We start from the raw sequence: 12047 nt of genomic DNA on the forward strand, positions 1-12047 counted from the left end.
GCCGCAGCCGGTGCCACAGTTCCACCATGCCGAGGCGGGGGTTCCTGCGGCGCATGTCCCGGATCAGCTTCAGCTCTGCCTCTGTATGCTGGTTCGGGTGTCTGTGGGGCCGCCGGGACTGGCAGGCCAGGGATTCCACGGTTCCATCCCAGCGCGCCTTCCAGAAGTAGATATACGAACGGCTCTTGTTGTACCTCCGGCCGGCCCGCTTGACGCCGTGCCTCTCCGCATACTTCATCAGGGATTGCCGGTATGCCATGTCTTGTGTTATACTCTTGCTCATGAAGGATATGGCCCCCTCTCGTACAGTTGGTGTGTGGTAACTCAACTTTAACCGATGAGGCCTTATCCTTCATCCTTTTTCTTCACTTGTCCAATATGTATTGTAATCCTACATTTGTTTTGCCCATCTCATTATGATTTCGCTTGTCCCGCGGCTGATTTTACGCTATAATAAAATCTACCGTCTGCAGAAAATCTGAGGGATACACTCAGGCCAACGCAGGGAAAGGCCGAGTCGATATGCGGCCTTCAGAAGGGGTCAACATGGACATTTTGGAACAGATCCGGGCGGGGTACAGCTCGTTCAGCCGCCCGCGCCAGCGGATTTCCGACTTTATTCTCAACAATCCGGAACAGTGCTGCTTTCTCTCACTCAAGAGCTTTGCCGACCAGGTTTGCACCACAGAGGTAACGGTGCTTAACTTCTGCCGGGGGCTTGGACTGAACAGCTACATGGCACTGAAAAAAGCCCTTCAGGACTACCTGATCATGCGGGTAAACTCCGGGGAGCGGCTGAAGATGGCAGTGTCAGGCAGCGGCAGCGCCCAGGAGCTCTACCAGCGGGTGTGCCGGGCAGAGCGGGAGGCCCTGCAGGATACGTTGGACAGGACTTCTCTGGACAGTCTGCTGGCGGTAACTCAAGCCCTTCACGAGGCAGAGCGTGTGTTCATTGTGGCTCACGATTTCAGCCGCATCCCCGCCGCTTATCTCGAGCACCGCCTGATTTCCCTGGGGGTGGATTGCCGTCCCCTGGATCTTCAGGCCAGGAGCGATATGCTCCGCCAGCTCTCCGCAGTGGAACCGCAGAAAGGCCTGCTGTTTGCCATCACGGTTCCCCCCTATAGCAACGACACCGTTTCCACGGCTCGGTTTTGTGCCTCCGTCGGGATGCCGGTGGTGGCGCTCACCGACTGTATGGATGCTCCAGCGGCCCGTCTGGCCCAGACGACCCTGCTTTGCCATGCAGAGCTGCTGGGGATGACTAACTCCTTCACTGCCATGGTGGGCCTGGTAGACGCCCTGGCTATGCTCTATACCTTTACCGGCGACAGCCTCCCCAGTGCGGAGAAGACCCGCCGTGATACTCTCCAGCGCAGGTTTGACAGTTGCTTCGACAAACAAAATACGTCAATCTGACCCAGTTCTTGCAAAATCCCCTCTGTTCCATGCTGACAGAGGGGATTTTGCTGCGTTTTGAGGGGAAAACCGTCAAAGAAAAGTGTTGCAATTGACAATAGTATTTGCTATAATTTAGTTTATCTTACTACAGTATACGCTGTAGTTCGGAAGATTCCCAAACGACAAGGAGGAGCACGCATGAAAGCAAACGCACGGAAACTGGCGGCCCTGTCTCTTGCCGCCGCGCTGAGCCTCGGTCTGGCCGCCTGCGGCGGCGGCGGGGATACCCCCAGCGACAGCACGGCCAGCCCTGACGCCACCGGTTCCGCCGGCGCGGAGACCGGTTACGCCGACCAGATCGTGGTGGGCATCACCGCCGAGCCCAAGTACATCGAGCCCAACGCCCCCGGCATGGGCCCCGCCGAGGTGCAGGTGTCCCAGCAGATCTTTGAGGGCCTGGTGCGCACCGGCGACGACGGCACCATCGAGCCCCAGCTGGCCACCGACTGGACCATCAGCGACGACGGCCTGACCTACACCTTCAATCTGGTACAGGGCGTCAAGTTCTCCAACGGCGAGGATGTGGAGCCCAGTGACTGGGTCTGGTCTCTCTATCGCGCCCGGGACTATGAGACCTCCAACTACCGCTACATCGCCGAGTCCATTGACACGGTTGAGGCCACCGACGAGCAGGTGATCATTACCCTGACCGAGCCCAACGCCGCCTTCCTGGCCGAGCTGGGCTGCTTCAACATGGTGCTGGGCGACCAGTCCTATGCCGAAACCATGAGCGACGAGGAGTACCTGCGCAACCCCATCGGCACCGGCCCCTACATGCTCAAGGAGTGGGTGCAGGGCAGCAGCCTGACCCTGGAGGCCAATCCCTATTACCGCCAGGAGGGCATGCCCAAGACCCAGGAGATCAAGTACGTCCTGGTGGCGGATGACAACACCCGCCTGATGCAGCTCCAGTCCGGCCAGATCGACGTGGCCCCCACCTTCCCCTTCTCCCTGGCCCAGGGCGTGGAGGCCGACAACTCTCTGGCGCTGGACATCTTCCCCTCCACCCAGATCTACTACCTGACCGTCAACACCACCCAAGCTCCCTTTGACGACGTGAAGGTCCGCCAGGCCCTCTACTATGCCCTGAACAAGTCGGAGCTGGCCAGCACCATCGCCGGCGAGTACGGCGCGCCGGTGGCCGCTATCGTCTCCGAGACCCAGGGCGAGTGGTTCAACGGCGAGCTGCAGGTCACCGAGTATGACCCCGATACCGCCAAACAGATGCTGGCCGATGCCGGCTACACCGAGCCGGTGGAGTTCACCCTGTCCATCCGCACCGGCTCCACCTTCTATGAGCAGATCGCCACCCTCATCAAGTCCGAGGTGGACCAGGCCGGCTTCCTGTGCGAGATTGAGCTGCTGGAGTCCGCCACCCTCAATGACAAGTACAGCAGCCTGAACCACCAGGCCACCGTCCTCCAGTGGGTGGACGACTACCAGGATCCCTCCGGCGTGGTGGGCTGGACCGTGGACTACGACCAGGCCCAGTGCTTCTACACCGGCCTGAACGACGAGGAGCTGGACGCCCTCTACCAGTCCGCCCAGGCGGAGATGGACCACGACAAGCGTGTGGAGATGTACCAGGAGATCCAGCAGCGGGTGTACGACAACGCCAACGTGATCCCCCTGTACCGGAATGACTTTGCCTTCGCCCGCTCCGCCAAGGTGGAGGGGCTCTCGGTCAATCCCTTCTACGTGTACCAGGCCATGAACTGGACCAAGGCCAACTGAGCGGGCCGCCCGCCGTCCGCCAGGACGGTATGGCAGGCGGAAGACGGGGGGATGGAGCCGCCGCTCCATCCCCCCGTCCCCCTTTCAGGACGCTCCAGACGATAGAACCGCGCGGCCCCAAGGGGCCGGCCTGAACTGACGGAGGCAGGTGTTTCCCTTTGAATCGACTCAATTACATCCTCAAGCGGGTCCTACAGATGATCCCGGTGTTGTTTGTGGTCACCATCCTGGTGTTCTCCATCATCCGCTTTATCCCGGGCGAGCCCGCCCGCCTGATCCTGGGCGAGAAGGCCACGGAGGAGGCCGTCGCCGCCCTGACGGAAAAGCTGGGCCTGAACGAGCCTCTGCTCACCCAGTATTTTCTCTTCCTCAAGCAGATCTTTACCCTGGACTTCGGCAATTCCTTCACCTATTCGGTACCGGTGGCCGATCTGCTGGCCTCCCGGTTCCCGGTAACCCTGGCGCTTACCCTGATGAGTACGGTACTCTCCCTGCTTATCAGCCTGCCTCTGGGCTACTTCGCCGGCACTCACAAGGATCGCCTGGGGGATCAGGCGGTGCGTACCGCCTCCCTGGTGGCCATCTCCATGCCCTCCTTCTGGGTGGGACTGCTGCTGATGATTGTCTTTGCCCTGAAGCTGAAGTGGCTCCCCGCCGGCGGCTGGTCTGACACCCTGCTGGGGCAGTTCCGCTGCCTGATTCTCCCCGCCATCACCCAGTCGCTGATGACCTCCGCCCTACTGCTGCGCAATACGCGCAACTCGGTGGTGGATATTACCCGCATGGACTATGTGGATTTCGCCCGCAGCAAGGGAATCTCCAACGGCGAGGTGCGCACCCGCCACGTGATGCGCAACGCCATGATCTCCACCGTCACTCTGCTGAGCATGCGCATGGCCGCCATGCTGGGCGGCTCGGTGATTATCGAGACGGTGTTTTCGGTGCCCGGCATCGGCAAGCTGGCCAGCGACGCCATCTTCGGCCGGGACTACGCTGTGGTGCAGTTCGTGGTGCTGCTCTTTGCGGTGCTGGTTCTGGTGATCAATCTGATCACCGACATCCTCTATTCCTTCCTGGATCCCAGGGTCAGTCTGTAGAAAGGGGGATACACATGAAACGTTATCACGGCGTCAGCCCCCTGGAGCAGAAACGGGTGATGCCCACCTGGCTGGTTCGCCCCTCTTTTGTGGTGGGGGTGGCCATTGTCATTCTGATGGTGGTGCTCTCCCTTTTTCCCCAACTGATTGCGCCCTATGATCCCATTGCCACCGATGTCACCGTCTCCAATCAGGCCCCCAGCGCAGAGCATTGGTTCGGCACCGATTTCTACGGGCGGGATATCTTCTCCCGGGTGGTGTGGGGTACCCGTATTGACCTGCTTATCGGCGTGCTGGGCGTGGTGATTCCCTTCCTGGTCGGCGGCATGATCGGCCTGCTGGCCGGCTATTACGGCGGCGTACTGGACAGCCTGCTCATGCGTATTACCGACATCATGATGGCCTTCCCCTTCACCATCCTGGTCATCACCATTATGGCCATCCTAGGCCAAGGACTCATCAACCTCTTCATCGCCCTGTGGCTGGTGGGATGGATGAGCTATGCCAAGCTGGTGCGCAGCGAAGTGCTGGTGCTCAAGGACGCGGAGTTTATTCAGGCCGCCCGTGTGGCCGGTTTTTCCGACGCGCGGATTCTGTTCCGCCACCTGCTGCCCAACGTGATCAGCTCGGCGGTGGTTTTTGCCGCCTCCGATGTGGTGATGTGCATGCTCACCGGCGCATCCATGAGCTTCCTGGGCCTGGGTGTCTCCCCGCCCACTCCGGAGTGGGGCGCCATCCTCAACGAGGGGCGCACCTTTATCACCTTCGCCTGGTGGGAGACTCTGTTCCCCGGCCTGTTCCTGGCTGTCAGCGGTGTGGGCTTCTCCCTGCTGGGCGATGGTCTGACCGATTTCCTGCGCACGAAAGGACGGTGAGCCGCCATGGAAAAACTGTTGGAAGTCAAGGATCTGCACGTGGCCTTTCCCAGCAAGCGGGAGACCGTTCGTGCCGTGGATGGCGTATCCTTCGAGGTATATCAGGGGGAGACCTTTGGCCTGGTGGGGGAATCCGGCTGCGGCAAAAGCCAGACCCTGCGCTCCATTCTGGGCCTGCTGAAGCAGCCCGGCCGGATCACTGGCGGGCAGATTCTCTATAGGGGCGCCGACATCGCCCAGATGAATGACCGGGCCCTCCAGAAGATCCGGGGCAAGGAAATCTCTATGATCTTCCAGGAGCCCATGACCTCCCTGAACCCGGTGCTGCGCATCAGCACGCAGATGTATGAAGCCTTTGAGGATGAGAAGCTCTCTAAGGAGGCCAAGCGCCAGCGGGCACTGGAGCTCCTGCGCCTGGTAGGCATTCCCTCCCCGGAGACCCGTTTGGATGAGTATCCGCACCAGTTCTCCGGCGGCATGCGCCAGCGGGCCATGATTGCCATCGCCCTGGGGGCACGGCCCAAGCTGTTGCTGGCCGATGAGCCCACCACCGCTCTGGACGTGACCATTCAGGATCAGATCATGAACCTGCTGGATCAGCTCAAGCGGGAGCTGGGTATGAGTATCATCCTGGTAACCCACGATCTGGGTGTCATCGCTCAGATGTGTGACCGGGTGGCGGTCATGTACGCCGGCCAGGTGGTGGAAATGACCGACACCGTCACTCTGTTCAGTCGGCCCCGGCACCCCTATACCTATGGTCTCATGGGTTCTCTGCCCAGCGAGGACTCCGCAGGTGCCACGCTGGAGGCCATTCAGGGCTCCCCGCCCAACCTGGCCCATCTCCCCGAGGGCTGTCCTTTCGCACCCCGCTGCCGGTTCGCCTGCGAGGTATGCCATAAGGAGCGGCCCAATCTCCTGGAGGTGGCGCCCGGCCACCTGGCCCGCTGTCACCGGCCGGATGTAACGGAGGACTTTCAAGGGCTGATCCAGTTCCCGGATGGTGCTGTCAGAGAGGAGGATCCCAGCCATGCCTGAAACCAGTTCCCCGCTTCTGGAGGTGGAACACCTGTCCAAATGGTTCCCCCAGAAGCGAAAGATCAATGATGTCATTCAGCACAGGGAGCGGCGCTGGCTCAAAGCCGTCAACGATGTATCCTTCCAGATCCATCGGGGTGAAAACCTGGGCCTGGTAGGAGAGTCGGGCTGCGGCAAGTCTACCCTTGCCCGTACAATCCTCCGCCTGTATGAGCCTACCAGCGGAACGATCCGTCTCAACGGTCAGGATATCAGCCACATGAAGGGCTCGCAGCTGCGGGCCCTGCGGCCTCAGATGCAGATGATCTTCCAGGATCCCTATTCCTCCCTCAATCCCCGTATGTCGGTATACGACACCATTGCCGAGATGCTGAAGGTTCATAAAATGGTACCCGACAGCGAGCTCCCCGCCCGGGTAGAGCAGCTGCTTACCATGAGCGGACTCTCCATGGATATTGCAGACCGCTTCCCCGGGGAGTTCTCGGGCGGTCAGCGCCAGCGTATCGGCATCGCCCGGGCGCTGGCCCTTAAGCCTGCCTTTATCTTGGCCGATGAGCCGGTGTCCGCCCTGGACGTGTCCATCCAGGCCCAGATTATCAATCTGCTCGCCCAGCTCCAGCGGGAGCTGAACCTGACCGTGCTGTTTATCTCCCACGATCTGCGGGTGGTGCGCCACATCACCCATCGGGTGATGGTCATGTACCTGGGCAGCAATGTGGAGGTTGGGCCCACTGGTGAAATCTTCCGCCATCCCGCCCACCCCTATACCCAGGTTCTTACCAAGGCCGCCCCCAAGCTGGATCCCCTGAACCGCCGGCGGGAATATGCCATTGAGGGGGAGCCTCCAAGCCCGATCAACACCCCCTCCGGCTGTAAATTCCACCCCCGCTGTCCCTACTGCACCGACAAATGCCGCCAGGAGGTTCCCGAGCTGCGGGAGATCGCCCCTGGCCACCTGTGCGCCTGTCACTATCCGCTCTGAAGCCAGCCCTCAGCCGGACTGCGCTCCATATCTGAACAAGGAGGTAGCACCATGCGTTTATCCAACCTAACCTGGCCCAAGGCAGAGGAGTATTTCAAAGAGCACGACACTGTGCTCATCGGCCTGGGCTCCATTGAGTGCCACGGTCGGCACATGCCCCTGGGCACCGACACCCTGATTCCCGACTTTCTGCTGGACAAGATCGAACAGAAGAGTGACGTGCTCATCTGCCCCACGATTCCCTACGGCGCCACCGAGAGCCTGTGTGACTATCCCGGCACCATCAACCTGGGTACCGAGCTGCTTTACCAGGTGCTGGGCCGGGTGTGCGACAGCCTGTTCCAGCACGGCGCTCGCCGCTTCGTCATCCTCAACGGCCACGGCGGCAACGTCAAGTCCATCGACCGGGTGGGCTACGACATCCAGCGCAAGGGCGGCATCCTGGCCGAGCTGAACTGGTGGCTTATGGCCTGGGATATGGACCCCGCCTGGAAGGGCGGTCACGGCGGAGGGGAGGAGACCGCAGCAATTCTGGGCATCGACCCGACCCTGGTGGATCAGAGTGAGGTGCCCGGTCCCATGAAGCTCCACGACGTATCCGACACGCTGAAGGCCACCGGCTTCACCTCGGTGGAATACAAGGGCGTCACCGTGAACATTCCCCGTCTGACCCCCAGTGTCACCCACAACGGCTGGATCGGTCCTGACCACCCGGAGACCGCCACGGTGGAGTGGGGACAGAAGATGCTTCAGACCACCGCCGATTATATCGCCGACTTCCTGGAGGAGTTCAAAAAGGTGGACATCGCCAAGGCCTGCGGGACTGAATTTTAAGTTTAACAAAAGGTGGAGAAAAAGTAAGAATGGATAAAAAGCAATCTCTGGAGTTGTGCGCAGCCCTCTCCAACGCCAAGGGCGCGCCCGGCTTTGAAGACGAAGTGCTCACCGTTCTGCGTGCATTTGGCGCGGAACTGGGGGACTTCCGGGAGGACAGCCTGCGCAACCTCTACCTCTCCCGGCGGGGAAACAAAGGCAGCCGTCCTGTGGTGCAGCTGGATGCCCATACTGATGAGGTGGCCTTCATGGTGCAGGCCATCAAGCCAAACGGGACCCTGCGTTTTACCACTCTGGGCGGGTGGGTGAACTCCAATATCCCCGCCCATCGGGTATGGGTACAGACCGCCGATGGCAGCTATATCCCCGGTGTCACTGCCAGTAAGCCGCCCCACTTCATGAGCGAGACCGAACGCAGGGCCCAGCCCGTTGTAGAGGACATGAGCATCGACATCGGCGCCTCCTCCCGGGAAGAGGTGGTGGAGAGCTTCCATGTCCGCATGGCTGCCCCGGTGGTACCCGATGTGACCTTCACCTATGACGAAAAGCACGATCTGATGGTGGGCAAGGCCTTTGACTGCCGCCTGGGCTGCGCGTCCATTCTCCGTACTCTGGACAGCCTGCGTGGGAAAGATCTGTCCGTGGATGTGGTTGGTGCCTTCTCTGTGCAGGAGGAGATGGGCACCCGCGGCGCCGCGGTCACCGCCAACACGGTCAATCCGGATTTGGCCATTGTCTTTGAGGGCTGCCCCGCCGATGACACCGTGGCAGAGCCCTACATGGTACAGACCGCCATCCACAAGGGCCCCATGCTGCGCCATATCGATGCCCGTATGATCACCAACCCCCGCTTCCAGCGCTATGCACTGGATCTGGCGGAGGAGTTGGGCATCCCTGTGCAGGAAAGCGTGCGCACCGGCGGCTCCACCAACGGCGCACCAATCCACCTGTCCAACCAGGGGGTGCCCGTCATCGTTATCGGAATCCCCGTGCGGTATATCCATACCCACTACGGCATCGCGGCCCACAGTGATGTGGAAAATGCTGCCCGGCTTGCCGCTGCCATTCTGGAGCGGATGAACGCCGATCAGATCAGCCGCTTCTGATTCAAAACAGAGGATTGCGCCTGTTCCTTTCCTGGAACGGGCGCAATTGCTTCACTATGGCACTATACCAGCAGGTATTGAGGGGCGCGTTCTCTGATGATATGGCCCGGCTGCCAGAAATATCTTGCATGGAACCCACCTCGTCGCTGCGGGTGACCACCAGTTCAATGTTTCCCTCCCCATCGAGTACCGGAGTGGAGGTGGTTGCAATCTCCTCCCCCAGATTATTTTTGTAGACCGCAAAGGCCTTCCGCTTGGTTTTGATGGCGTCTGCACTGGAGGAGTGGGTTGTGTAGCCGTCCGCCCGCAGCTGGTAGATGTCCATCTGCCGCAGTCGGTCAAAGGTGCAGTTCAGCGCCCGCTCTGCCGCGCCATTGGCATAGAGAACCCGCCCCTCTCCATCCGTGACAAAGATGTTGGAATTGCAGTGGTTCAGAATCGCATCATATTGGGCGATGGTCAGCCCTGCCAGACGAATTCGTTTTTGCTGTTCCATAGGCCACTCTCTCCATTCTTGATATCTGTCTATGATTTTATAATAAGTCTTGTATGTATGCAACAAAACTATGCTGCGGCAATCCCCGCCTGTACCGGTAGTAAAAACAGCTGCGAGGAGAACATTAAAAAAGCAAATTGGAGATGTCAATATCACATCGTATTTGCACTCAAATATCGAAGGAGGGAGATATATGGTCAGATACAACAGGAGATAGGAGTAATATTAAGAAAACTGTGTCAGTAAAAGGGGATATAGGACAATTGATTTATTTTGTTTCTAATCGTTAGGATATCAGCCCCAGACGGGCCAGCTGGCGGGTGTGCTCCGCACCGGTGGAAACCAGGTAGATCCGGGTGGTCTCCACGGAGGCGTGCCCCAGCACGTCAGCCAGCCTGACCACGTCCCGGCTGGCCTGATAGAAGGTGCGGGCAAACAGGTGCCGCAGATTGTGGGGAAATACCTTGCTCTCCGCCACCCCCGCCGCCCGGCACACCGCCTTCATCTCCGCCCAGATCTGTTTCCGGGAAATGCCTCTGCCGCTTCTGGTGAGAAAAATCTCACCGGAGGCGGTTTTTTGTGCCCTGGCATATTGCAGCAGCTTGCGGCACAGCTTTCCAGGAATCAGGATGGTGCGGATCTTCCCCTTCAGCGCCACCTCCGCCCGGCCCCGCCGGGCCGCCTCCACCGTCAGGTACTTCACCTCGCTGACCCGGATGCCAGTGGCACACACTGCCTCCATGAGCAGGCACAGGCGCTCCCGTCCCAGGCTGCGGGCGGCGGAGAGCAGGCGACCGTACTCCGCCCGGCTCAGTTCCCGGTCCGGGGCGCGGAACAGCCGCCTCTGCAGGCGCAGGGGTCTGGCCGCACAGCCCTCCCACCTCAGGAAGCGGAAGAATCGGCTGAGGGCGGCCAGCTTGTTGTTGATAGTGGCCGGGGCCAGGCCCTGCTCCAGCAGCGCACCCTTCCACGCCCATGCCGACTCGGCCTCCACGGCCCGCCCCCCAAGCCAGGCGGCAAACTCCCGCACCGACCGTGTGTAGTTCTCCACCGTCCCTTTGCTTCGCTCCTCCTCCCGCAGATGCCGGGCAAATTCTCCGATCTGTTCTTCTGTAATGCGTCCGTACTCCATGGCAGAACCCCCGTTCAGGTAATTTTTCCTATTTTACCACGGGAGCAGAAAATTATTGGTACTGGCGTCCGGCCTGCTCCCCGGAGGACAGACGAAACAGGGGCTTCTGAAGCTCAGAGCAGGAACAAAAAAATTGGGAGGGCAGATATTCCACCCTCCCACTCTCTGAGGCCGACAATCATGGAGTACACAGCCGTGCTCGATATCCGGAGCCTGGGCCACAGGCAGTTCCCCGCCGGGGGACAGCTTTGCCGCCGACAGAGGGGTGAGCGTCAGCTGAGTGTCCGTCACCCTGGCTCTCACGTAGTCCCCGTTCTCGGTCAGCACCAGGATACCGTCCAGGTTCTGGGTGATCTGCGCCGCCTCCAGTTCCAGCCGGAAGGACTCGGTGGCATCGATGTTCCACAGAAAGCAGATCCCGTCCCCGTCCCGGTAGCCCTCGTCAAAAATCTCGCTGACGCCGATGGCGGCGGGAGTTTTAGGCAGCTGAAGGGGCTGCCCGGGCCGGTCGGGGACTTCGGCCAGGTACAACTCCCCCTCCGGGGTGAGGATCTGGATCCGATTCAGGCCGCCCGCTGCCACGTCTGCCACATTGCGGCAGAGCAGCTTGGGCTCTGTACAGCCGCTCCACAGCCCAATTCCGTACAGCTCCCCGCCGGTGGTGACGGCGTAGCTGCCCAGCCGGATCAGGCGGACGCCGTCCATAATGTGCTGAGGCGGGTAGTTCGTGGCGTCCTCGGAGCACTCGCCGTTCCCCAGCTGTCCCTGGTCGTTTTTGCCCCAGGTCCAAAGGCTGCCATCGGAGCAGACGGCGGCCGCGTTCCAGATGTTTCCGCTGGCCGTCACCACATCGGAGAGTACAAACTGCCATCCGTCCCGGGTGAGGGGCTTCTCGTGGCCGGAGCTGCCCGTGGTCCACAGATCACCGCTTTCATCCAGCACCAGCTGGCCAAACCGATAACCCCACACCGACTGAGCTCTTTGAAACAGGGTGACGCGCTGACTGTAGTCCTCGCCGCCATACAGTTCTCCCCAGGACACCAGATCTCCGTCCTCAATGGCGAACCAGTCCCCGCCGCTGCCGGCGATGGAGGAGATCTCCGGCACCAGGGAGGTCTCCGGTATGGGGGCGGTCTCCGTGGGGGGCCAGGGCGCGCCCACGGCGCAGCCCGTCAGCAGCCCCGCCAGCAGCAGGGCGCAGGCCGAAGCGCGGCGGCCGAAGCACGTGTTTCGTCTTGTCATGTCCATCCCTCCACTTTGCAGATGTCCGATCTTCCCCAAAAGACGCGCCG

Annotated in this window: 11 protein-coding genes and 2 pseudogenes; 9 read left to right on the forward strand and 4 right to left on the reverse strand. The window is 60.7% G+C overall.

The annotated features are described in order from the left end of the window. Positions 1 to 259: pseudogene (locus tag QZ378_RS04480) on the reverse strand (IS481 family transposase); the annotation flags it as partial. A 287-nt stretch (positions 260 to 546) separates the two neighbouring features. On the opposite strand from QZ378_RS04480, the gene QZ378_RS04485 reads away from it, so the two are divergent. From QZ378_RS04485 to QZ378_RS04520, 8 genes are all read left to right on the forward strand, one after another. After that, positions 547 to 1419: a MurR/RpiR family transcriptional regulator gene (locus QZ378_RS04485; protein ID WP_291257445.1), complete on the forward strand. Its 873-nt coding sequence runs from the start codon at positions 547 to 549 to the stop codon at positions 1417 to 1419. A 180-nt stretch (positions 1420 to 1599) separates the two neighbouring features. After that, positions 1600 to 3195 (forward strand): ABC transporter substrate-binding protein, encoded by a 1596-nt coding sequence (locus QZ378_RS04490; protein ID WP_291257446.1) that lies wholly within the window; start codon positions 1600 to 1602, stop codon positions 3193 to 3195. Between the two features lie 158 nt (positions 3196 to 3353). Then, positions 3354 to 4292, forward strand: a complete 939-nt coding sequence (locus QZ378_RS04495) for an ABC transporter permease (protein ID WP_291257447.1) — start codon at positions 3354 to 3356, stop codon at positions 4290 to 4292. A gap of 14 nt (positions 4293 to 4306) precedes the next feature. Then, on the forward strand, positions 4307 to 5167 hold the full coding sequence (locus tag QZ378_RS04500) for an ABC transporter permease (RefSeq protein WP_291257448.1): 861 nt from the start codon (positions 4307 to 4309) through the stop codon (positions 5165 to 5167). Between the two features lie 6 nt (positions 5168 to 5173). Further along, complete coding sequence (locus QZ378_RS04505) at positions 5174 to 6205, forward strand: ABC transporter ATP-binding protein (RefSeq protein WP_291257449.1); 1032 nt, start codon at positions 5174 to 5176, stop codon at positions 6203 to 6205. Then, complete coding sequence (locus tag QZ378_RS04510) at positions 6198 to 7187, forward strand: ABC transporter ATP-binding protein (protein WP_191379398.1); 990 nt, start codon at positions 6198 to 6200, stop codon at positions 7185 to 7187. The genes QZ378_RS04505 and QZ378_RS04510 overlap by 8 nt, the downstream gene beginning before the upstream one ends. Before the next feature lie 51 nt (positions 7188 to 7238). Further along, on the forward strand, positions 7239 to 8021 hold the full coding sequence (locus QZ378_RS04515) for a creatininase family protein (protein WP_191379397.1): 783 nt from the start codon (positions 7239 to 7241) through the stop codon (positions 8019 to 8021). A 29-nt stretch (positions 8022 to 8050) separates the two neighbouring features. Continuing rightward, entirely contained in the window at positions 8051 to 9127 is a 1077-nt protein-coding gene (locus QZ378_RS04520) for a M20/M25/M40 family metallo-hydrolase (protein ID WP_291257450.1), read from the forward strand. Position 9128: 1 nt separating this feature from the next. Here the strand turns inward: QZ378_RS04520 and QZ378_RS04525 are convergent, their stop codons facing one another. After that, positions 9129 to 9623, reverse strand: coding sequence for a PAS domain-containing protein (locus QZ378_RS04525; protein ID WP_291257451.1), 495 nt, complete (start codon positions 9621 to 9623; stop codon positions 9129 to 9131). 123 nt (positions 9624 to 9746) lie between these two features. Between QZ378_RS04525 and QZ378_RS04530 the strand changes: the two are divergent. Then, positions 9747 to 9866, forward strand: a pseudogene (locus QZ378_RS04530) (transposase); the annotation flags it as partial. 43 nt (positions 9867 to 9909) lie between these two features. On the opposite strand, the gene QZ378_RS04535 reads toward QZ378_RS04530, so the two are convergent. After that, positions 9910 to 10755 (reverse strand): tyrosine-type recombinase/integrase, encoded by an 846-nt coding sequence (locus tag QZ378_RS04535; protein ID WP_291257452.1) that lies wholly within the window; start codon positions 10753 to 10755, stop codon positions 9910 to 9912. A gap of 33 nt (positions 10756 to 10788) precedes the next feature. After that, positions 10789 to 11997, reverse strand: coding sequence for an RCC1 domain-containing protein (locus tag QZ378_RS04540; protein ID WP_291257453.1), 1209 nt, complete (start codon positions 11995 to 11997; stop codon positions 10789 to 10791). Positions 11998 to 12047 lie beyond the last annotated feature (50 nt).

This window comes from Flavonifractor sp. (assembly GCF_019422385.1).
Classification (GTDB): domain Bacteria; phylum Bacillota; class Clostridia; order Oscillospirales; family Oscillospiraceae; genus Flavonifractor; species Flavonifractor avistercoris.

What these genes read in the sequence shown, in the direction of transcription:
- QZ378_RS04500 (WP_291257448.1), top strand. Translation starts at nt 4,307, where the DNA reads ATGAAACGTTATCACGGCGTCAGCCCCCTGGAGCAGAAACGGGTGATG.
- QZ378_RS04525 (WP_291257451.1), bottom strand. Translation starts at nt 9,623, where the DNA reads ATGGAACAGCAAAAACGAATTCGTCTGGCAGGGCTGACCATCGCCCAA.
- QZ378_RS04510 (WP_191379398.1), top strand. Translation starts at nt 6,198, where the DNA reads ATGCCTGAAACCAGTTCCCCGCTTCTGGAGGTGGAACACCTGTCCAAA.
- QZ378_RS04485 (WP_291257445.1), top strand. Translation starts at nt 547, where the DNA reads ATGGACATTTTGGAACAGATCCGGGCGGGGTACAGCTCGTTCAGCCGC.
- QZ378_RS04490 (WP_291257446.1), top strand. Translation starts at nt 1,600, where the DNA reads ATGAAAGCAAACGCACGGAAACTGGCGGCCCTGTCTCTTGCCGCCGCG.
- QZ378_RS04505 (WP_291257449.1), top strand. Translation starts at nt 5,174, where the DNA reads ATGGAAAAACTGTTGGAAGTCAAGGATCTGCACGTGGCCTTTCCCAGC.
- QZ378_RS04540 (WP_291257453.1), bottom strand. Translation starts at nt 11,997, where the DNA reads ATGACAAGACGAAACACGTGCTTCGGCCGCCGCGCTTCGGCCTGCGCC.
- QZ378_RS04520 (WP_291257450.1), top strand. Translation starts at nt 8,051, where the DNA reads ATGGATAAAAAGCAATCTCTGGAGTTGTGCGCAGCCCTCTCCAACGCC.
- QZ378_RS04515 (WP_191379397.1), top strand. Translation starts at nt 7,239, where the DNA reads ATGCGTTTATCCAACCTAACCTGGCCCAAGGCAGAGGAGTATTTCAAA.
- QZ378_RS04535 (WP_291257452.1), bottom strand. Translation starts at nt 10,755, where the DNA reads ATGGAGTACGGACGCATTACAGAAGAACAGATCGGAGAATTTGCCCGG.